Origin of the sequence: Citrobacter europaeus (assembly GCA_020099315.1) — a bacterium.
In the GTDB taxonomy this organism is placed as follows: Bacteria; Pseudomonadota; Gammaproteobacteria; order Enterobacterales; family Enterobacteriaceae; genus Citrobacter; species Citrobacter europaeus.
Genome location: CP083650.1, coordinates 3,543,861 through 3,567,192, shown reverse-complemented (window position 1 = coordinate 3,567,192; position 23,332 = coordinate 3,543,861). Strand labels below are relative to the sequence as shown.

13 protein-coding genes are annotated in these 23,332 nt (G+C 53.9%); all 13 read left to right on the top strand.

Annotation, left to right across the window (positions count from 1 at the left end; translation table 11 throughout):
- Positions 1-23 precede the first annotated feature (23 nt).
- The 13 genes from LA337_16830 (at position 24) to LA337_16770 (ending at position 23,319) form a co-directional block, all read left to right on the top strand.
- The gene (locus LA337_16830; GenBank protein UBI14831.1) at positions 24-1,190 is read left to right on the top strand and encodes a bifunctional tRNA (adenosine(37)-C2)-methyltransferase TrmG/ribosomal RNA large subunit methyltransferase RlmN; all 1,167 of its coding nucleotides are present in this window, start codon (positions 24-26) and stop codon (positions 1,188-1,190) included.
- 284 nt (positions 1,191-1,474) lie between these two features.
- Positions 1,475-2,464 carry a cytoskeleton protein RodZ gene (gene rodZ / locus LA337_16825; GenBank protein ID UBI14830.1) on the top strand — a complete coding sequence of 330 codons (990 nt, stop codon included), beginning with the start codon at positions 1,475-1,477 and terminating at the stop codon, positions 2,462-2,464.
- 26 nt (positions 2,465-2,490) lie between these two features.
- Positions 2,491-3,609, top strand: coding sequence for a flavodoxin-dependent (E)-4-hydroxy-3-methylbut-2-enyl-diphosphate synthase (ispG, locus tag LA337_16820; GenBank protein UBI14829.1), 1,119 nt, complete (start codon positions 2,491-2,493; stop codon positions 3,607-3,609).
- 110 nt (positions 3,610-3,719) lie between these two features.
- On the top strand, positions 3,720-4,994 hold the full coding sequence (hisS, locus tag LA337_16815; protein ID UBI14828.1) for a histidine--tRNA ligase: 1,275 nt from the start codon (positions 3,720-3,722) through the stop codon (positions 4,992-4,994).
- 13 nt (positions 4,995-5,007) lie between these two features.
- Positions 5,008-5,628 carry a YfgM family protein gene (locus tag LA337_16810; protein UBI14827.1) on the top strand — a complete coding sequence of 207 codons (621 nt, stop codon included), beginning with the start codon at positions 5,008-5,010 and terminating at the stop codon, positions 5,626-5,628.
- 10 nt (positions 5,629-5,638) lie between these two features.
- Positions 5,639-6,817 carry an outer membrane protein assembly factor BamB gene (gene bamB, locus LA337_16805; GenBank protein ID UBI14826.1) on the top strand — a complete coding sequence of 393 codons (1,179 nt, stop codon included), beginning with the start codon at positions 5,639-5,641 and terminating at the stop codon, positions 6,815-6,817.
- Between the two features lie 117 nt (positions 6,818-6,934).
- Positions 6,935-8,407: a ribosome biogenesis GTPase Der gene (gene der / locus LA337_16800; protein ID UBI14825.1), complete on the top strand. Its 1,473-nt coding sequence runs from the start codon at positions 6,935-6,937 to the stop codon at positions 8,405-8,407.
- Positions 8,408-8,707: 300 nt separating this feature from the next.
- Complete coding sequence (locus tag LA337_16795; GenBank protein ID UBI14824.1) at positions 8,708-10,249, top strand: peptide MFS transporter; 1,542 nt, start codon at positions 8,708-8,710, stop codon at positions 10,247-10,249.
- Between the two features lie 63 nt (positions 10,250-10,312).
- Complete coding sequence (locus LA337_16790) at positions 10,313-11,395, top strand: Gfo/Idh/MocA family oxidoreductase (GenBank protein UBI14823.1); 1,083 nt, start codon at positions 10,313-10,315, stop codon at positions 11,393-11,395.
- 51 nt (positions 11,396-11,446) lie between these two features.
- The gene (locus LA337_16785) at positions 11,447-11,665 is read left to right on the top strand and encodes a zinc ribbon domain-containing protein (GenBank protein ID UBI14822.1); all 219 of its coding nucleotides are present in this window, start codon (positions 11,447-11,449) and stop codon (positions 11,663-11,665) included.
- A gap of 204 nt (positions 11,666-11,869) precedes the next feature.
- Positions 11,870-14,062: an intimin-like inverse autotransporter SinH gene (gene sinH / locus LA337_16780; GenBank protein ID UBI14821.1), complete on the top strand. Its 2,193-nt coding sequence runs from the start codon at positions 11,870-11,872 to the stop codon at positions 14,060-14,062.
- A gap of 43 nt (positions 14,063-14,105) precedes the next feature.
- On the top strand, positions 14,106-15,068 hold the full coding sequence (locus tag LA337_16775) for a hypothetical protein (GenBank protein UBI14820.1): 963 nt from the start codon (positions 14,106-14,108) through the stop codon (positions 15,066-15,068).
- Positions 15,069-15,183: 115 nt separating this feature from the next.
- Positions 15,184-23,319 (top strand): DUF823 domain-containing adhesin, encoded by an 8,136-nt coding sequence (locus LA337_16770; GenBank protein ID UBI14819.1) that lies wholly within the window; start codon positions 15,184-15,186, stop codon positions 23,317-23,319.
- Positions 23,320-23,332 lie beyond the last annotated feature (13 nt).

The following is a 23,332-nucleotide window of genomic DNA, read 5'->3' as shown; positions in this document are numbered from 1 at the left end:
TAACAACGAGGCCGGAAAAAATTATGTCTGAATTAGTTAACACCTCTGAAGTCGTCATTCCTGCGGTTCCAAATAAAAATGGAAAAATTAACCTGCTGGATCTGAACCGTCAGCAAATGCGCGAATTCTTCAAAGAGATGGGCGAAAAACCGTTTCGTGCCGATCAGGTCATGAAGTGGATGTACCACTATTGCAGCGATAACTTTGATGACATGACTGACATCAATAAGGTGCTGCGTAACAAGCTGAAAGAAGTGGCTGAAATTCGCGCCCCGGAAGTGGTGGAAGAGCAGCGTTCTTCTGACGGTACGATCAAATGGGCCATTGCAGTTGGCGATCAGCGCGTTGAAACGGTGTATATCCCGGAAGACGATCGCGCGACCCTGTGTGTTTCTTCACAGGTCGGTTGTGCATTAGAGTGTAAATTCTGCTCTACGGCGCAACAGGGCTTCAACCGTAACCTGCGGGTATCGGAGATCATTGGTCAGGTCTGGCGCGCGGCGAAAATCGTCGGGGCGGTGAAGGCTACGGGCGTGCGTCCTATTACCAACGTGGTAATGATGGGGATGGGCGAGCCGCTGCTCAACCTGACTAACGTGGTGCCGGCGATGGAAATCATGCTGGATGACTTCGGTTTCGGGCTGTCCAAGCGCCGCGTCACGCTCTCCACGTCAGGCGTGGTCCCTGCGCTGGATAAGCTGGGCGATATGATTGACGTCGCGCTGGCAATTTCTCTGCATGCGCCGAACGATGAAATTCGTGACGAAATTGTACCTATCAATAAAAAGTACAATATCGAAACATTCCTTGGCGCGGTTCGTCGTTATCTGGAGAAATCCAACGCTAACCAGGGACGTGTGACCATTGAGTATGTGATGTTAGATCACATCAATGATGGCACTGAACACGCGCATCAGTTGGCCGAGCTGCTGAAAGATACGCCGTGTAAAATTAACCTGATCCCGTGGAACCCGTTCCCGGGCGCGCCGTATGGTCGTAGCTCTAACAGCCGTATCGATCGTTTCTCCAAAGTGTTAATGAGCTATGGTTTTACTACCATCGTGCGTAAAACACGTGGCGATGACATCGATGCTGCCTGCGGTCAGCTGGCGGGCGACGTTATCGACCGTACCAAGCGTACTCTGCGTAAGCGTATGCAGGGCGACGCTATCGACATTAAGACCGTTTGATGTTGAGTGCACTACGGTACAATTCATGTACCGTAGTGTAATGTAAGCCATATGAGGTTTTTTGTTGTCGTCGTCAGGTCAATAATAACGGTGCGTTTTTGTCGACTTTAAGGCAGTATGTAACGGCGCAACAAGCGTTTAGCCCTCAGGCTTACGCTGTTTTGTCATTGATAGTCTGACCGTTTTATACTGTCTGACGAAGGTTAACTGACCAGATGTTTCGCGGTGTGGGTGAGCATTGTGGCTCGCCGGCATCAGAACCCAAATTTACGCAGCTGTAGCGAATGAATACTGAAGCCACGCACGACAAAAATGAAGCACTATCCACCGGCGTTCGTCTGCGCAATGCCCGTGAACAACTCGGATTCAGCCAGCAGGCAGTCGCGGAGCGACTTTGCCTGAAGGTCTCCACGGTACGCGATATTGAAGAAGATAAGGCGCCAGCCGATCTCGCTTCAACATTCCTGCGCGGGTACATCCGTTCTTATGCGCGTCTGGTGCATATTCCTGAAGAAGAACTGTTGCCAGGGCTGGAAAAACAGGCTCCGATTCGTCCAGCCAAAGTCGCGCCGATGCAGAGCTTCTCGCTCGGTAAGCGTCGTAAGAAACGCGACGGCTGGTTAATGACCTTTACCTGGCTGGTACTGTTTGTCGTTGTCGGGCTGACAGGCGCCTGGTGGTGGCAAAACCATAAAGCGCAGCAGGAAGAGATCACCACCATGGCCGATCAATCCTCCGCTGAGCTGAATGCCGGTAAAGAGGGGGCGCAGAACGTACCGTTAGATACCAGCGCCGCAGCGGGCCAGGAGACGACTCCGGCACCGGACGATGGTGCAGTGGCGGACGCAGCGCCTACGGCAGATGCGGCAGCGACCCCGGCACCTGCCGCTGATGCGCAGCAGAATGCCGTTGTGGCGCCTTCTCAGGCTAACGTCGATACCGCAACCGCAGCGCCAACTACCGCAGCACCGCTGCCGACCGATCAGGCTGGCGTGACTACGCCAGCTGCCGATCCTAACGCGCTGGTGATGAACTTTACCGCCGATTGCTGGCTGGAAGTCACCGATGCGACCGGTAAAAAACTGTTCAGCGGGATGCAGCGTAAAGACGGCAATCTGAACCTGACCGGTCAGGCGCCGTACAAACTGAAAATTGGCGCTCCGGCGGCAGTGCAGATTCAGTTCCAGGGTAAACCTGTCGATCTGAGTCGTTTTATCAGAACTAACCAGGTTGCGCGTCTGACCGTTAATGCCGAACAATCACCGGCTCAGTAACAGACGGCAATGCGGGAGATTTTTTAATGCATAACCAGGCTCCAATTCAACGTAGAAAATCGACACGCATTTACGTTGGGAACGTGCCGATCGGCGATGGCGCGCCCATCGCTGTACAGTCGATGACCAATACGCGTACCACGGATGTGGAAGCGACGGTTAATCAGATCAAAGCGCTGGAACGCGTAGGCGCAGATATTGTTCGTGTCTCTGTACCGACAATGGATGCTGCAGAAGCGTTCAAGCTTATCAAACAGCAGGTTAACGTCCCGCTGGTTGCCGATATTCATTTCGACTATCGTATCGCGCTGAAGGTGGCGGAATACGGCGTTGATTGTCTGCGTATTAACCCTGGCAATATCGGTAATGAAGAGCGTATTCGCATGGTAGTGGACTGCGCTCGTGATAAAAATATTCCTATCCGCATCGGCGTCAACGCCGGATCGCTGGAAAAAGATCTGCAGGAAAAATACGGTGAACCTACGCCGCAGGCGCTGCTGGAATCCGCTATGCGCCACGTAGATCACCTCGATCGTCTGAACTTCGATCAATTCAAAGTCAGCGTTAAAGCGTCTGACGTTTTCCTCGCCGTTGAATCCTATCGCCTGCTGGCGAAACAGATCGATCAACCGCTGCATCTGGGGATCACCGAAGCCGGTGGCCTGCGTAGCGGTTCGGTGAAGTCCGCCATCGGCCTTGGCCTGCTGTTATCTGAAGGGATCGGCGACACGCTGCGTGTTTCTCTGGCGGCCGATCCGGTGGAAGAGATCAAAGTAGGCTTCGATATTCTGAAATCGTTGCGCATTCGCGCGCGCGGGATCAACTTCATCGCTTGCCCAACCTGTTCGCGACAGGAGTTTGACGTTATCGGTACGGTTAACGCGCTGGAGCAACGTCTGGAAGATATCATTACGCCAATGGACGTTTCGATCATCGGTTGCGTGGTAAACGGTCCTGGGGAAGCGCTGGTTTCTACGCTGGGCGTGACGGGCGGTAACAAGAAAAGCGGTCTGTATGAAGACGGCGTGCGTAAGGACAGAATCGATAACGACGACATGATTACGCAGCTTGAAACCCGCATTCGCGCTAAAGCAAGCATCCTGGACGAAGCGCGTCGTATCGACGTGCAGCAGCTTGAAAAATAACAACGTGATGGGAAGCGGCGTGCTTCCCGTGTATGATTGAACCCGCATGGCGCCCGTATTGTTCGGGTTAGCGCTGAGGGTTCATTTTTATATTCATAAAGAGAATAAACGTGGCAAAAAACATTCAAGCCATTCGCGGCATGAACGATTATCTGCCTGGCGAAACCGCCATCTGGCAGCGCATTGAAGGCACTCTCAAAAACGTGCTCGGTAGCTACGGTTACAGTGAAATCCGCTTGCCGATTGTAGAGCAGACCCCGTTATTCAAACGCGCGATCGGTGAAGTCACCGACGTGGTTGAAAAAGAGATGTATACCTTTGAGGACCGTAATGGCGATAGCCTGACGTTGCGTCCTGAAGGGACTGCGGGCTGCGTACGCGCCGGCATCGAACATGGTCTCCTGTACAATCAGGAACAGCGTCTGTGGTATATCGGGCCGATGTTCCGCCACGAACGTCCGCAGAAGGGACGCTATCGTCAATTCCATCAGCTGGGTGTCGAAGTGTTTGGCCTGCAAGGCCCGGATATCGATGCGGAACTGATCATGCTGACTGCTCGCTGGTGGCGCGCGCTGGGTATTTCTCAGCATGTCAGCCTGGAGCTGAACTCAATCGGTTCGCTTGAAGCCCGCGCAAACTACCGTGATGCGCTGGTCGCCTACCTGGAACTGCACAAAGAGAAACTGGACGAAGACTGCAAGCGTCGTATGTACACCAACCCGCTGCGCGTTCTCGACTCCAAAAACCCGGAAGTACAGGCTCTGCTCAACGACGCGCCAGCACTCGGCGACTATCTGGATGACGACTCTCGCGAGCACTTCGCGGGTCTGTGCAAACTGCTGGAGTCCGCAGGTATTGCCTATACCGTCAATCAGCGCCTGGTTCGTGGTCTTGATTACTACAACCGCACCGTATTTGAGTGGGTCACCAGTAGCCTGGGCTCTCAGGGTACCGTGTGCGCCGGTGGGCGTTACGACGGTCTGGTTGAGCAACTTGGCGGTCGTGCAACCCCGGCCGTGGGCTTTGCCATGGGTCTGGAACGTCTTGTTTTGTTAGTTCAGGCAGTTAATCCGGAATTTATTGCCTCCCCTGTTGTCGATATATACCTGGTCGCTTCGGGGACGGACACGCAGCCGGCGGCAATGCGGCTTGCAGAACGTCTGCGCGATGAAGTTCCTGGTGTGAAACTAATGACCAACCACGGCGGCGGCAACTTTAAGAAACAGTTTGCCCGCGCCGATAAGTGGGGCGCCCGCGTTGCACTGGTACTGGGCGAGTCCGAAGTGGCTGACGGTACTGTTGTAGTGAAGGATTTGCGCTCTGGTGAGCAAACGGCAGTAGCGCAGGATAGCGTTGCCGCGCATTTGCGCACTCTACTGGGCTAAGGAGAAGGACAGCGTGGAAATTTACGAGAACGAAAACGACCAGGTTGATGCGGTAAAACGCTTCTTTGCTGAAAATGGCAAAGCGCTGGCTGTTGGGATCATTTTAGGGGTTGGCGCGCTGGTTGGCTGGCGTTACTGGACCAGCCATCAGACGGAGTCCGCACGCTCTGCTTCCCTGGCGTATCAAAATACGGTGACTGCGGTTAGCGCGGGTAAACCGGACAGTCTTCCTGCTGCAGAGAAATTTGCCGCAGAAAACAAAAATACCTACGGCGCGTTAGCTTCTCTGGAACTGGCGCAGCAGTTTGTGGACCAAAATGAACTTGAGAAAGCCGCAAGCCAACTGCAACAAGGCTTAGCTGCAACCAGCGATGAAAACCTCAAAGCGGTGATCAACCTGCGTCTGGCTCGTGTTCAGGTTCAGCTTAAACAAGCCGATACCGCGCTGAAAACGCTCGACACCATTAAAGGTGAAGGCTGGACGGCCATTGTTGCCGATCTGCGCGGTGAAGCGTTGCTGAGCAAAGGCGACAAACAAGGTGCGCGTAGCGCATGGGAAGCGGGCGTGAAAAGCGATGCCTCTCCTGCTCTGAGCGAAATGATGCAGATGAAAATCAATAATTTGTCCATCTGAGAGGGACCCGATGCAATTGCGTAAATTACTTCTGCCAGGGCTGCTTTCCGTTACCCTATTGAGCGGCTGTTCACTGTTTAGTGGCGAAGAAGATGTCGTTAAGATGTCCCCATTACCGGTGGTTGAGAACCAGTTTACTCCGTCTACGGACTGGAGCACCTCCGTAGGCAACGGTATTGGTGATTTCTATTCCAATCTTCATCCTGCGCTGGCGGATAACGTTGTCTATGCAGCCGATCGCGCCGGTGTCGTTAAGGCGTTGAATGCGGACGACGGCAAAGAAGTCTGGTCTGTTAATCTGGGTGAGAAAGACGGCTGGTTCTCCCGCGCATCTGCACAGCTTTCTGGCGGTGTAACCGTGTCCGGCGGACATGTTTACATTGGCAGCGAAAAAGCACAGGTTTATGCGTTGAATACCAGCGACGGGACCACTGCGTGGCAGACGAAAGTTGCCGGTGAAGCGCTGTCTCGCCCTGTTGTGAGCGATGGCGTGGTATTAATCCACACCAGCAACGGTCAGTTGCAGGCCTTGAACGAAGCTGATGGTGCTATCAAATGGACCGTTAACCTCGACATGCCTTCTCTGTCACTGCGCGGCGAATCTGCCCCAGCGACCGCCTTTGGCGCAGCTATTGTCGGCGGTGATAACGGTCGCGTGAGCGCAGTGCTGATGCAGCAGGGCCAGATGATTTGGCAGCAACGTATTTCTCAGGCGACAGGTCCAACGGAAATCGATCGTCTCAGTGACGTTGATACCACGCCGGTTATCGTCAATGGCGTTGTTTATGCGCTGGCTTATAATGGTAACCTGACGGCGCTGGATCTGCGCAGCGGCCAGATTATGTGGAAACGTGAACTGGGCTCGGTGAATGATTTTATCGTCGACGGCAACCGTATCTACCTGGTTGACCAGAACGACCGCGTACTGGCACTGACCACCGACGGCGGCGTGACGCTGTGGACGCAAAGCGATCTGCTGCACCGTCTGCTGACGTCCCCGGTATTGTATAATGGCAATCTGGTCGTCGGTGATAGCGAAGGCTACCTGCACTGGATTAACGTTGACGATGGCCGTTTTGTTGCCCAGCAGAAAGTTGACAGCTCTGGTTTCCTGACCGAGCCGGTCTCTGCTGATGGTAAACTGCTGATCCAGGCGAAAGACGGTACGCTGTACTCTATTACGCGTTAATCGTCCCGGCCGCTCGCTTTGAAAAACGGCTCCTGGTGCAGGGGCCGTTTTACTGTTTTTAACAACGGCGCAAAAATGTGCCCGTTGTCTGATGATTTTTTAAATGAGGCTTTAAACATGGTACCTGTGGTCGCGCTTGTCGGGCGCCCTAACGTTGGCAAATCCACGTTATTTAACCGTCTAACTCGCACCCGAGATGCGCTGGTTGCGGATTTCCCGGGTCTGACTCGTGACCGTAAGTACGGTCGTGCGGAAATTGAAGGCCGCGAGTTTATCTGTATTGATACCGGCGGTATTGATGGCACCGAAGACGGTGTTGAAACTCGTATGGCGGAACAGTCGCTGTTGGCTATTGAAGAAGCGGACGTTGTGCTGTTCATGGTGGATGCGCGTGCTGGCCTGATGCCAGCGGATGAAGCTATTGCGAAACATCTGCGTTCTCGCCAGAAACCGACGTTCCTGGTTGCCAACAAAACTGACGGACTCGATCCTGACCAGGCGGTTGTCGATTTCTACTCGTTGGGTCTGGGTGAAATTTATCCGATCGCGGCATCCCATGGCCGTGGCGTCCTCAGCCTGCTGGAGCATGTTCTGCTGCCGTGGATGGATGACGTTGCCCCTCAGGAAGACGTGGATGAAGACGCAGAATATTGGGCGCAACTGGAAGCCGAAGAAAACGGCGAAGAAGAGCCTGAGGACGACTTTAACCCGCAGGATTTGCCGATTAAACTGGCGATTGTGGGTCGACCGAACGTAGGTAAGTCCACGCTTACTAACCGTATTCTCGGCGAAGACCGCGTAGTGGTTTACGACATGCCTGGGACGACGCGTGACAGTATTTATATTCCGATGCAGCGCGATGAGCGCGAATATGTGCTCATCGATACCGCGGGCGTGCGTAAGCGCGGCAAAATTACCGAAGCGGTAGAAAAATTCTCCGTTATCAAAACGCTGCAGGCGATTGAAGATGCCAACGTGGTGATGCTGGTGATTGACGCGCGCGAAGGTATTTCCGATCAGGACCTGTCACTGCTGGGCTTTATCCTCAATAGTGGGCGCTCACTTGTTATCGTGGTCAACAAGTGGGATGGCCTGACGCAGGAAGTGAAAGAGCAGGTCAAAGAGACGCTGGACTTCCGTCTGGGCTTTATTGATTTTGCGCGCGTACACTTTATCTCTGCGCTGCACGGCAGCGGTGTGGGGAATCTGTTTGAATCGGTCCGCGAAGCGTATGACAGCTCCACCCGTCGCGTCAGCACCGCGATGCTGACGCGCATCATGACTATGGCGGTAGAAGATCATCAGCCGCCGCTGGTCCGTGGTCGTCGTGTGAAGCTGAAATATGCTCACGCCGGTGGTTATAACCCGCCAATCGTGGTGATCCACGGCAACCAGGTCAAAGACCTGCCGGATTCCTACAAACGCTATCTGATGAACTATTTCCGTAAATCTTTGGACGTGATGGGGACGCCGATCCGTATTCAGTTCAAAGAGGGGGAAAACCCGTTTGCGAACAAACGCAATACGCTGACCCCGACTCAGATGCGTAAGCGTAAGCGTTTGATTAAGCACATTAAAAAAAGCAAGTAACCGTTGCTGATGCTGATAAAAACCCGCGCCTGTCGCGGGTTTTTTTTCGCTAATCCATCGCCTGCCTCAACCCGTGCGATGTCAATTACTATTCGTTTTTTACCAAGTTTAAATCTAAGAAAGTAGACATTTGTCGAGTTTTCATCTTAAAGTCCGGGGGCTGGTACTAGACAAAACTAGCCTCAGGTTATCAAATGGTTAAATAACTTTTCGCCGCATGTAAAAAATCGGTCAGATACGTAACTGGCTGGCGTACATCGCGGTGTTTATACGCACGACGACATAACTTTCGGGAGAATTATGCAATCCTCTGTTAATCAAAAAGAAAGCCGAACTTTCTTCGGCCATCCTTATCCGCTCGGCTCGCTGTTTTTCACAGAGATGTGGGAGCGTTTCTCGTTTTATGGCATTCGCCCGTTACTGATCCTGTTTATGGCGGCAACCGTCTATGACGGCGGCATGGGGCTGGCTCGTGAAAACGCCTCGGCGATTGTGGGTATCTTTGCCGGTACGATGTATCTTGCCGCACTGCCGGGTGGCTGGCTGGCGGATAACTGGCTCGGCCAACAGAAAGCGGTGTGGTACGGTTCCATTCTGATTGCGCTCGGCCACCTGTCGATTGCGCTCTCGGCCATTATGGGAAACAACCTGTTCTTTATCGGCCTGATGTTTATCGTGCTCGGTTCCGGTCTGTTCAAGACCTGTATTTCGGTCATGGTTGGCACGCTGTATAAAAAAGGCGATGCGCGTCGCGACGGCGGGTTCTCGCTGTTCTACATGGGCATCAACATGGGGTCGTTTATCGCGCCGCTGATCTCCGGTTGGCTGATTAAAACCCACGGCTGGCACTGGGGCTTTGGCATCGGTGGTATCGGGATGCTGGTGGCGCTGATCATTTTCCGCGTATTTGCCGTTCCATCGATGAAACGCTACGACAGCGAAGTGGGACTCGACTCCACCTGGAACAGCCCGGTTGTAAAACGTAACGGCGTGGGCGCGTGGCTGCTGGCGCTGGCCGTCGGTGTGGCAGTTATTGTTACGCTGATTGCGCAGGGCGTGATTGTCATTAATCCGGTCGCGGTTGCCAGCATGCTGGTATACGTGATTGCCGCCTCCGTTGCACTCTACTTTATCTACCTGTTCATCTTTGCCGGTCTGAACCGCAAAGAGCGCGCCAGACTGCTGGTCTGCTTTATCCTGCTGGTTTCCGCCGCGTTCTTCTGGTCCGCGTTTGAGCAGAAGCCGACCTCGTTCAACCTGTTTGCCAACGACTACACTAACCGTATGATCGGTGATTTTGAAATCCCGGCGGTGTGGTTCCAGTCGATAAACGCGCTGTTTATCATCCTGCTGGCGCCGGTATTTAGCTGGGCATGGCCGAAACTGGCGAGCATGAACATTCGCCCGAGCAGCATTACCAAATTCGTTATTGGTATTCTCTGCGCGGCGGCAGGCTTTGGCCTGATGATGCTGGCGGCGCAAAACGTTCTCAGTAACGGCGGTGCAGGCGTTTCTCCATTCTGGCTGGTGGGCAGCATCCTGATGCTGACGCTTGGTGAGCTGTGCCTGAGTCCGATCGGTCTGGCGACGATGACGCTGCTGGCTCCGGAAAGAATGCGTGGGCAGATGATGGGCCTGTGGTTCTGCGCCAGTGCACTGGGTAACCTGGCCGCAGGTTTGATTGGCGGCCATGTGAAGGCTGACCAACTGGATATGCTGCCGGATCTCTTCGCTCGCTGCTCGATTGCGCTGCTGATCTGCGCCGCGGTCCTGATCGTCCTCATTGTTCCGATTCGTCGCATGCTGGAGAATACGCAATCTAAACCGGCAACTAGCGCCTGATAACACCTCGATTGGGCCGGGGCAGACGTTATGTCCCGGCCATTCAATTTTTGAGGTGAGAACATGTTGTTAGGGTTTGTTGGGCTTGGCGCAGTTGTTGAAACGGCATACTTGCCCGCATTACGTCATATGTTCGGTGATTCACTCCGCTGCGTGGGTTTTGATGTCCAACCCGTAAAGCAGTTTGCAGACGTGGCACGCTGCGCGTCGCTCGCTGAACTTCTTGCCACACCGCTTGATACCCTGTTTATCACCACCGCATCCCTGCACCACCTTGATGTGCTTGAACAGGCGCTGGCCGCGCCCATTGCACGTATCGTGGTCGAAAAGCCTATTGTCGCCACGCTTTCCCAAATTGAAAAACTGAAAATGCTGCTGATTCAACCCGGTGCTGCCGAGCGCGTGCTGGCGCTCGACCACTGGATGGCGCGCAATGGCGCAATGCGGCTGGCGTTGGGTAAACTCAGCGCGCAGTGGCAGGGCGATAATCCACAACCGGCACTGGTCTCTCACTTTTCGGACGTTGTTAAAATCGAAGGCTTCTTACAGGAACCGAGCGGGTTTAACGCTGCTGGTGAACCCATCGCGCTCAACTTTGCCACCGGTGAGCCGGATACGCGTGAACTCCGTCATCCGGACGGTGTGATTCTGGACATTGGCACGCATGTACTGGCAATGCTGCGTGAAACAGCGCGTTATCTGGGCGGCAATGACAGCATGAGCTTGCAGGTGATGAGCGCTAAAGACCGTCTGGGACGCGATATCGTAGAAGGCGACCTGACCACGGCGGAAGGAGAGGCACATCTGCAGGGACAGATTAGCGGTATACCGCTGGATATCTGGCTGAATAAATACGCAGGGCCTGCTGGTGGACAAAAAGGCCTGCGCCTTTATCTGCGCGACGGCCGTATCATCAGCCATGACCGTCGAGGTGCCGAGGATGTGCTCGAACTGATTGACGGTAATGTTGTGCGATGCTGGCGCCTTCCCGGTAGCATTTATGCCCATTGTCTGGCGGAGCATATTCTGGGCGCGAGCAGTCTGTTTGAACGCAGCCCACAGGAAGTGAGTCGCACGACGCAGCGCAGGCTGGAGGAAGTGGAGTACCTGTTAACGTTACAGCAGCAGTTACGCGGGCGGCATTAAACGCAGCGTGATAAACTCTACGCAGTAATGGATCCCTGTACTGGAGTCGCTATGTCTATTATTTGCCCGGATTGTCATGCAGAACTGGAGCCGCAAAACGGTATGGCGCACTGTGATAACTGTAATAAAGATATTCAGTTAGAAGCGCACTGTCCGGAGTGTAATCAGCCGCTGCAGGTGCTCAAAGCCTGTGGCGCAGTCGATTATTTCTGCCAGCGCGGTCATGGCCTTATTTCAAAAAAACGTGTTATCTATTCTATTAGTAATTAATTATATTAGTTGTTCTATTTAGTTGAAATAAACATACGAAAGAGAATATTAATTCTCTTTCGATATCTATTAAACAAATAAGTAACGCGTAATTCAAATGAATACCTGTTTTTAGGAATATATTTAGGTGGCTAAATTATAGTTTGTTTTAGATCGTAGATATAATCTTTCTGTGTGAGGAAAGCTTTAACACAGGGATAATCTATGGTGTCAGGAGCACGCTTATTCTTTTTATTATTGGTGTCTGGCGTGGTAAGCGCTGAGGCCGATATAAGCGTCCCTGTCTCTGAAAATAATATTGCCCTCTCCACATTACCCGATCTGGCCAGTGATGCCGCAGAAAAAGAAGAACAAGAAAATAAGGGGCAATCATTTAAAGAAAAAGGCGCTGATTACATTACCAACTCAGCGACGCAGGGATTTGAAAACCTGACGCCGGAAGCGCTGGAATCCCAGGCGCGTAGCTATCTGCAAAACCAAATCACTTCATCAGCACAGTCATACCTTGAGGGCGCAATGTCGCCTTATGGCAAGGTGCGTACCAGTCTCTCCGTGGGCGAAGGGGGAGACCTTGAAGGTAGTTCGCTGGATTATTTTGTTCCCTGGTATGACAACGAAAGTACCGTACTCTTTAGTCAAGTATCCGCCCAACGTAAAGAAGAGCGTACTATTGGTAATTTAGGCTTCGGCGTACGCCAGAATATCGCGAGCTGGCTGCTGGGCGGTAACCTGTTTTATGACTATGACTTCACCCGTGGACACCGCCGCTTAGGTCTGGGGACCGAAGCCTGGACTGATTATTTAAAACTTTCCGGAAATTATTACCATCCTCTTTCCGACTGGAAAGATTCTGCAGATTTTGATTTTTACGAAGAGCGCCCGGCGCGCGGTTGGGATATTAGGGCAGAAAGCTGGCTGCCATTTTATCCGCAGTTGGGCGGCAAAGTCATTTATGAGCAGTACTATGGCGACGAGGTGGCGTTATTTGGCACCGATAATTTACAAAAAAATCCGCATGCCGTGACCGTAGGTCTCAACTATACGCCTGTACCGATGGTGACGTTGGGGGCGGACTATAAAGCCGGAACCGGGGACAACACCGATCTCAACGTCAATGCCACGGTCACATATCAGCTTGGTACCCCGCTGGCAGCACAGCTCGACCCGGAAAACGTCAAAGCACAGCATTCGCTGATGGGCAGTCGTCATGATTTTGTTGAGCGTAACAACTTCATCGTTCTGGAATACCGTGAGAAAGATCCGTTAGACGTCGCACTTTGGCTGAAGGCCGATTCAACCAATGAGCATCCTGAATGCGTGATTGAAGACACGCCTGAAGCCGCGGTTGGTCTGGAAAAATGCAAGTGGACCGTCAATGCGATGATTAATCACCATTACAAGATTATTTCTGCTTCCTGGCAGGCGAAAAATAATGCCAGCCGGACGTTAGTGATGCCGGTGATAAAAGCGGATGCCTTGACCGAGGGAAATAATAATCGCTGGAATTTAGTGCTGCCGGCGTGGGTGAATGCTGATACCGACGACCAGAGAACGGCAATGAACACCTGGAAGGTGCGCATGACGCTGGAGGATGAAAAGGGCAATAAGCAGAACTCCGGCGTGGTGGAAATTACCGTCCAGCAGGATCGTAAAATCGAGCTGATCGTCGATAACATCGCTGATGCCGATCGTAGCGATCACAGTCATGGCGCCAGCGCGCAGGCCGATGGTGTGGACGGTGTAGTAATGGACTTGCTGCTGACCGATTCCTGGGGCGACACCACCGATCGCAACGGTGATGAACTGGTCGATGAGGCCATGACGCCTGAGCTGTACGACAGCAATGATAAAAAAGTTACGCTAGCTGCGACGCCCTGTACCACGGAAACCCCCTGTGTATTCATTGCCAGCCGAGATAAAGCAGCGGGAACCGTTACGCTCTCCAGCACGCTTCCCGGCACTTTCCGCTGGAAGGCTAAAGAGGATGCTTACGGCGACAGCAACTATGTCGACATTACCTTTGTTGGTGAATCGCTTTCAGCGCTGAACCCCCTCATCTATCAATCGAAAACTTCCAGCCCAGTCAATCTGATCGACAAAGAAGATAAGCACCCTGTTGTGAATAACACCTATCGATTCCGGCTTTGGCGCGATGCTAACAGTGATGGCGTGTTCCAGATGTCGGAACAGCTTACAGAAGAAGAGATGGCCCAGTATGACTACCAATGGGAGTTTACCGGGCAGAGTACCAACGGGCATACCGGGGCGCAAACGAACACCAGCAATGAGGACCTGGTTCTGCCAGCCAGCAATAAAGAAGCGGCGCAGAAGTTTGGCGCCGACGAGCAGGATGGCGTGCAGGGGTATGGATTACGTGTGGCCTACAACCAGAAATAGCGTCGGCGCGAGTCGCTGAATTTTAAAGAAAAGGAGAGTCTTAATGCAGGCATTGTTAAAACGGCGGCTGAGTAAGGTCGCACTGGCGCTGGTGGTGGCAGGCTACTGCTCAATTCCATCGGCGATAGCAGCGAAAGAAGGAAAACTGCAAGGTGCCGGTTCCGATACGTGGCAGTTCAGCGGCAATACCGGCACGATTCAGGGGACGGTACCGTGGATCACCCGCTCAGCGGAAAAAGTCGCGGAAGCAGATAAAAACCACGTAACGGTTAGCATTGACCGGGGTGAGCGTGTCGTCAACGGCGAGGGGGATAAGCAGTTCCATATTGGCGATAAGGTCACGGTAAACTGGGCGATTGGCGATGAGCAGGGCGATCTCGATGTCAGCAATACCGCAACCAAAGCCACGGTGGTCTGGATTCGTTCGAAACAACAGGATGGTTCTGATGCTACCGTGATAAGCGGTAGTGCCGGGAAGGACTCCTATACCCTCCAGGAATCGGACGCAGACTATTACATTGGTATTCGCATCACGCCAACGACGACTACCGGTGACCCCAACGTTGCTGAACTCTTGACGTTAAACGATCTTTCTACCGGCTCGGGTGGCGGTGCGGATGACGATGACATCCCGGAAGGTCCGGTGGTGGATGATTCTATTGCCGTGGCTATCTACGACTCTGAGAATGCCTCTGTCAACCTGCTGAAAAACAGCAGTACCAAGCTGCATACCGGTCACACCTACGTTGCTCAGTTGTGGAAAGATGCCAACAAAAACGGCACTTACGACACGGGAGAACTGGTGGTTACCAATCAGTACGACTATCAGTGGGTCTTTACTGGCACGAGTTTGCAACTGGGAACGGCGGGAGGCGACTCTTCAGTTCAGAACGGCGATTTGCGTATTCCAGAGACCAATGCCGAAGCCAGAACCTCGATCTTCCCGAACGCAGGCGACGATGGCGTTCAGGGGTATGGCCTGTCGATCAAGTACAAGAACAAATAATTCGCACCGTACGTCGCTCTCCAGGGGAGCGGCGTTTTCCGTGCGCTTTTCTTAGCAGGACGCTAAGCAAAGCGTGTTGAAAATCCAATTATCAGACAGGCGTTAGGATGGGGATATGTCCGGTAACCTGAAATCACTGCATCGTTTCCTGCTGCCGCTGTTATTTATCAGCGGCTTGTCTGCAAATGCCACAAATTTGAGTCATACATGGCAGGAGCCTGTCGGCGTTACGTCGGCGATTAACGGTACGAAACCGCAGGCCGACAGTGTCGCCATTCCGGTGTATCAGGGAAGCGTGCAACTTAGTGTGGATCAAGCCAATGCCGTGGCGAATACCGCGAGGCCAAACCAGTTCAGTACCGATGACAGCGGCAGCGCACTGATCCTCAGTAACCCGCATGACACCGAAGGTGACATTTTTGCCGAGCCGCCGCTGGTCTGGCAAAGCGATCGTGCGCCGGGTGTCTCTCTGGTATGGGCTGATGCCGCCACGCCCGAAGTCCCGCTCAGCCCACAACCGTCCGCGAATCTCAGCTTCTGCGCGCAAAATATGGCGGGGCGTCATCTGGTGGTCTGGCCGCAGCTTGATACCACAACGGAGATACCACCACTCTGGCTGCTGACTCGTACCGGTGTCCCCTATAACAATGCGGTGACGTTGCTTGAGCAAAAATTTGCGGTAGATATCGCCGCGGCTGCGGGCAAACCGGTAGCGGTGAGCGCAGACCATTTCAATGAAACGCTAAAGGCGGCAAAAGGTAAAGCTGGCGATAGCATCACTTTGACGGTGAGCACCAGGACCTGTGATGGTGAACCTGCGGCGAATACGGCTTTTATCATTACCCGAAGTGATGCTTTCAACCGACAAAATGCGGTCAACAACACCAATCCTGTACATGTAGGAGATACTGAACTCACCACGATCGCCACCGAATTTCACGGCACAACCGATGCCAGCGGCAATGCTACGGTGACGGTCACCCAGGACAATAGCCCTGGCGTAAAAACCACGCTAACGGTAAAAGCCGTAGGAGCGACATCGCTTGCCGATAGCGTAGATGTTATTTTCACCACTCTCAGCAGCCCGGACAGCGATAAAGCGGCGATGTGGGGTCATATGGCGGAAAGCTCCAGCGCTGAGGTGGAAGGTGAAACCTACACCTTTACCCGACCCGCGCTCGCCGCTGAGGTGGAGGGTGAAAGTACGACGGTGAATGCCGATAATGAAAGCTGGGCGCTGTTTAACTGGAAAGGGGCGGATGAGCACTGTGACATTCTGCCGGATGCGCGCCAGCTTATCGGGTTAAAAACTGCACGAGGCGACCTGGCGACTACTCTTGGCTGGCCTGTCGCTGGGGATGATGAATACTGGTCCGCCACGGAAAGTTCGCTGAGCATGTACCATTATGGCGTCAATATGCGCTCCAGCAGCGTGGTGCAGGAAGCGGATACGGTGAACTCCCTGGTCAGTTGCGTAGATAAGGCCGCACCGGCGGTAAAGCCAAAGCTGGTGCTGAGTACAGACAGCTACGACAGTAGCCTGAGCGCCGCGAGGGTAAAGGTAGGGGAGGCGGTCATGATGCAAATCACGGTAACCGACGAACTCACCGGCAAGCCGCTGCCGTATCGCTATTTTAATCTGTACCTTGGCAACGCGCAGGCGCGCAATACCGCTTACTATTCCGCCAGTTGGGAGGAGCATCCGGTTACCATTGCAGGTGAAGGCCTGATGGCCGGTGATACCCATCACTATCAGGGCGTTACCGACGCGAACGGTCAGGCTTCGCTGGAGATCAAACATGATTCAGGTACTGGCGTCTTAACGCCGTTGCGCGTGGTGCTGTTTGACGGCAGCACGCAGGCAACGCAAAACGTGATCTTTACCGTTCTCACCAGTCCGGATGTCAGCGCGGCAAACATGTGGGGGCATATGCAGGGCGTAGTGGAGGCGGGCAATTTGTATAAACGTCCGCTGCTGGCAGCAGAAGCCACGCATAAAACGGGCTCCACGCAGGAAAACAATGAAAACTGGGCGACGTTCAACTCCGTTACGGCGGGTGAAAACCAGTGCGGTAGTGGACAAGTGCCAGGGCAACTGTCGCTGGACTCGCTCTATAATGCGCATCCTGATAACGAGATGCAAAGCGAGCACGGTTGGCCAACCGCCAGCCACAGCTATCTGGCGGCGGACACCAGCGGCGGGCAGACGGCGCACGTCAATCTGGCTACCGGTGCTGATGCTTTGTTCAGCGGCAGCGAGCCAAACTATCTCTCCTGCTCGGGCAATGAGTTAGTCACTCAGCTTGACGTGGCGATGAACGGCGATTTTGCCCTGCGCCAGACGACAGCCAAAGTGGGCGAGCAGATAACGCTGACGGTGCGCTCAATTAATGCGCTCAACGGTCTTACGGTCCCCAACGCGGCGTTTACAGTTACCATGGCTTATGGGCGCAATCGCGATAACGTCAGTACCGGCTTTACTGATGCCACCAACGGCGCGCTTGTTATAGCGGGTACGGCGTACGGTCCTTCTCAGGCGTCGATGACGTATCAGGGCACTACCGATAGTCAGGGGAGTGCCACCCTGACTATCGAACAACCGCAGGGCGTTGGACTGCAGACTCAGCTCTCTATTCTGCCGATGAACTCACTCATCTCCACGCCGCTCAGCCGCAGCGTGAAATTTACCGTCCCCACCAGCCCGGATACCGCTCAGGCATCGATGTGGGGACATATGCCCGATACCCTGACGGTGGGTGATGCGGTATTTGAGCGTCCAAAGCTTGCGGCAGAGGTTAGCGCTACCCGCACCCAGAAGGAAGCGAACGAAAGCTGGGCGCGCGTCACTCATAGCGATGCGGTGAGTAATACGGACGTCGGCGGCTGTGCGGTCAACCGATTGCCGCGTATCGATCAGCTTAAGGCGTTGTATGACGCCAACAGCGGTGGGGCGATTCACAACACCCACGGCTGGCCAACCCTGATTAACTATTGGTCTTCGACGTTTGCCACAGCGACGTCGTGGAAACTCATCGCGCTTTCCAGCGGCAGCGAGTTTTCCAGTAACAATGCGTCGGATTATGTCACCTGCCTTGCCAGCGACAATCCGGTAGCCGCTTCTATTACCATCGAACCGGTCGATTCGTCGCTGTGGTATGAGGGTAATAACGAACATGCGCTAAAGGTGAAAAAGGGCGATACGTTACAGCTGAAGGTCACGGTGAAAGATGCCAGCGGCAAGCCGATCCCTGATGCACCGTTTGTACTGTCGCGCGGTGATGGTTATACCCGGCAGAGCGATAAGCATATTGCGGGCAGCGGCGACGGTATCGTTTCTCCGGTCGTGATCGACGGAAACTCAATCAACGATACGGCAACCAAAGTGGGCGGCCTGACGGGAGCCGATGGCAGTAAAATCATCAACGTCACCCGCCCAGATACGCATGGCACCAAAGTGGCGGTTACCGCAGCGCTATATCAAAACGCCAGTGTCAGCGCCAGCGTTGACACGATATTCACCGTCGTCACCAGCCCCGACAGTAATAAAGCCAAAATGTGGGGCCATATGCCAGAAACGGTGTCAGCAGCTAATGGCAAAGTATTTAAGCGACCGCAACTGGTCACAGAAATTGCCAGCGGGATTGCCGTTGGCAACAACACAGAAAACAATGAAATCTGGGCCACTGTTGATTTTGAGGGGATACAGAACGCCTGCGGGGTGGGATTTGTGCCCGCGCTGGCCGACCTGCAGTCGTTGTACGCAGCCTTCCCTGGCGGAGCTATCAATACTCAGCAGGGCTGGCCTGTCGAAGGGAAAAACTACCAGAACAGCACTGCTGATATCAGCCGCTCAACGGAAAACCGTTATGTGAAATCGCTCGATCTGGGCGATGGCAACATAAGCTCAATGTTATGGAATGAAAAACTCTATTTCTCCTGCCTGCAAACAGCGCAGAAAGTGGCAACCAGGCTCACGCTGACATCCTCGCTATACCATGCCGACGACGGTTTTGTTAAAGCCAAAGTTGGCGAAACTATCCCGGTGGTGATTACCACTCTGGATGATGAGGGGAATCCGGTTGGCAATACGCCGGTTATCTTTAAACGCGGTGATAGCATCGGGCGTAAGTACCAGGTGGTAAACACCTCCGCTGCGGCTGCGATACAAATTAATCATAGCGAGAGTCGTAGCAGTGGCATTGAGTATTACTCCGCGACCAATGAGAACGGAACGCTGACGCTGGACATTAGCCAGGACAGTGGCGCAGGCTTTAAAACGCCGCTGCTGGCGTCGCTTGAGCATACCAGTTCTGCAACAGAGCAGACGCTGCCGGTCGTCTTTAGCGTAGTGACCAGTCCGGATACAGAGAAAGCGAACTACTGGGGGCACATGGCGGAAACGCTCACCGATCGTGATGGCGTCGTGTATAAGCGCCCGCTGTTATCCAGTGAGTTTAGCAACATGCCGGGGAAAACGGTGATTATCACCAACGGCAGCTACGATATGGGCGAAACCTGGGGCATGATCACCGTCAGCAATGCCTGGAATGGGGTTGGTGGTGGCTGTGGGCGTAACTTTCTGCCGACTGCCAGTAATCTTCAGGCGCTGTACGCCACCTGGCCCGACGGGGCGATGCACAGCCGCAATGGTTGGCCAATGAGCAGTACAGGGAACGTTAGCGCCAGCCAGTACTGGTGGGCGGGGGATTACGCTTTACCGTCCGCGGAGGGCGACCCAGTTGAATACGCGGTTGTTAACCTGTTGAGCAATGGTGATGTTACCTCAATAAGCAATGCGTCGATTTATCACATGCAGACGTGCCTCGTTTCACCCCGAGGTACGGCTGGTAACCTGACGCTTACGCTCGCGGGTCAGGATGAAACGACGGGGATCGTTAAGGTCAAAAAAGGCGAGCAAATCGCCGCCACCGTGACAGTCAAAAATACGGCAGGCCAGCCGATGGCCAACGCGTTGGTGAAACTGAGCCGCAGTGAATCAACGACGCGTTCAGGAAGTATCCATAGCGCTGGTTCTGAAGATGATATTACTCTACGTAACGTCATGCCGTCCGGCCCTGCGACGTTCCTGATGGATACCAGCGCGAAATTTTTGTATATACAAACCGATGAGCAGGGGGAGGGGACCTTTACGCTTTCACAGGATATGTCTGCGGGGCTGAAAACCACTCTCAACGCCACAGCGATGGATGGCAGCAATCTGACCGACAGCAAAGATGCCATCTTCACCGTCATTACCAGCCCCGACAGCGACAAAGCCAGTATGTGGGGCCATATGCCGGAAACCTTTGTCAACAGCAAAGGGGCCGAGTTTAATCGACCATTATTGCGCGCTGAGCTTTCTGCCACGACGAATACCTCGGGCTTTCTGGAAAATAGTGAAACCTGGTATACGTGGAATAGTTATCCGCAGCTTTATCAGCAGTCCGCCAGCCCGTGTGACAGGCTGGGGTTGCCGACGCTGGAGCAACTTCAGACGCTGTATAACGATTACCCAAATGGCACGCTCTCCTCGACCTTCGGCCTGCCGGTGACAACGGGGAAATACTGGGGAGCGGGTAATAGCGTGCCGGACAGCGCGCACGCGACAAACCTGTTTCAGTACCTCCGGCTCAGTGATAACTCAAAGCTTGCTACCAACATGAATACTGCCACGGCGCAGCTGTGCTTGAGTAAAAAAAGGGTATTGTCGATAGCGCTCACGTCGAGCGCCATGAATGCGGAAAAAGGCGCCGCGGTTGTGAGAAAGGGAGAAATCGTACCGTTGACCGTCACCGTGACCGACGGTTCAGGAAATCCTGCACCTGATACCACTATTCGTCTGAGGCGCACCTCGTCGTTAAACCGGGCTGGGTTCGCTCAGGATGGTAATGAAAGCAATATGTTGCTGACAGCGCTCACGCCTGAAGCGGGTTCAATGGCGTTTAACTGTACGACTACTCGCTGCAACTATTACTGGTATGGCGTGACGGATGAGAATGGCCAAGCCCAGTTTGAGATAGCCCAGGATAATAGCAGCGGCCTGAAAACCGCCATTGTGGCAGAACTTCCCGACGATCTGGTGACTTCCAGCAATTTGGATGTGATATACACTGTACTTACCAGCCCGGACAGCGATAAAGCGAATTTCTGGGGGCATATGCCGGAAACGGTCACCAACAGCGCTGGGGTTAGATTTAAACGTCCACTTCTGGCGACCGAAACGTCGTTTACGTACTCCTATACGTACAATAACGAAAGCTGGGCGCTGGTCACCATTTCAAATACCCAAAAAGCGGGCGCTACTGGTTGTGACGCAGAATATCAGCCGCTGTTTAGCGATCTGCAAACACTGTACGCTGACGACCCTATAGGCGCTATTGGTACGAATTATGGCTGGCCGGTGTCAGCAGGCAAGTTCTGGCTGGCTGTGGATCGCGTGTCAAAAACCGGGGCATACCAGTATATGCGGCTGGATACGGGCGGGAAAAGTTCGACCACTTCTGTCGGGACGACCGGCGCGCAGATATGCCTTGTGGATCCGCATGCCCCATTGCCTGCGACCATTGCGTTGACGTCGAGCCTTGCTGACAGCGAAACCCGCATTGCGAAGGTTAAAAAAGGCGAGGAAATTCCGTTCACTGTCACCGTGAAAGATGCCAATGGCAACCCCGCAGCGAATGCATCCTTTACGCTCTCTCGTAGTAATGGCATTTCGCGTAGCGGTTCGGTGAAAACGACGGATGGTAAAGGTGCGACGGACGATCTGGTTCTTCAGGGGATAGCCCCTGCGACAGCCGAGACGGTGTTGAGCAGCAATACCAGCACCTGGAGTGGGGTGACCGGAGCGGACGGCATGGCAACCTTAAGCCTGCGCCAGGACGACGCGATGGGGCTGAAAACGACGATTACGGCAACGCTGGACACATACCCTAACCCGGCCTCTACTGTGGAGGCGATATTCACCGTGGTGACCAGCCCTGATACCGACAAAGCGCAATACTGGGGGCATATGCCCGAGACCGTTACCGACAGCAGCGGCGTGAGCTTTCAGCGACCATTACTGGCGGCGGAAGTTTCCGCAGAAGACACCACGTTTAGCTCCACGGTAGGTAACGAACTGTGGCCGCTGTATGACCATAACGGCGCAGGGCTGGCAAGCAAATCCACCTGCGGCGAAGCCTGGCAGCCGACGTTGAGTGAACTGAAATCACTCTACGATGAGCATCCCGGCGGCGAAATCGAAACGCTGTACGGCTGGCCGGTATCTCATGCAAGTTATGGCTGGTGGGTGACGGATAAAGCCGGAACCTCCTGGCAGAGCATGCAACTGAAAACCGGTGCGGTTTCCACCAGGAGTACAAGCGACAAACAGGCGCTGGTTTGCCTGGTCGATCCGCATCCTATGCCTGGGGCAATTACGCTGACGTCGACGGCTCTCAACGCTGAGAGGCTGGCAGCGCAGGTGAAAAAAGGAGAGACAATCCCGCTGACCGTAACGGTGACAGACACCGACGGCAATGTGATGCCGGACGTATATTTCACGATTTCACGCAGCAATGCGTTGTCGCGCGTTGGCAACGTCATTACCAGCGGCGGGGCGGATGATTTAACGCTGGACGAGCTAACGCCTTCTGCGCAGACCGCTAAGTTGGCTACCAACACCGCGATCTTTAGCGGTCTGACGGGCGCTAACGGTACCGCAACGTTTAACCTGCGACAGGATCTCAGTTCGGGGCTGAAAACTACGCTCACGGCGACGGTGACGAATAACACCACGCTTAAAGCCTCTCTGGATGCTATTTTTACCGTAATTACCAGCCCCAACTCTGCTAAGGCGAATTACTGGGGCCATATGCCCGAAACGGCCACCACCAGCGACGGCGTCATATTTAGCCGCCCATTGTTGGCGGCGGAAGTATCTTCCAGTAATACCAGCTATGGTGCGAATGGAGAACTCTGGTCATCGGTAAGCGCCTCGAATCTGGATAAAACCGGGATTACCGGATGTGACGCACAGCGTCAACCGCTGTATAGCCAGTTGCTGACGTTGTACAACGATAACCAAAATGGCGCGGTGGGGACGCTGTACGGTTGGCCGATTACCGGGGTGGATAACTACTGGTGGGCGGTCGATCAGGATGAGGCGACTCATGCTCGACAGGCGCTTAACTTGAGTAACGGGCAGAAACGTACGACAACCTCTACGTCATCCATTTATCGACAGGTGTGCCTGGTAAATGCGCGTGAGTGAAAGTTGTTAAGAC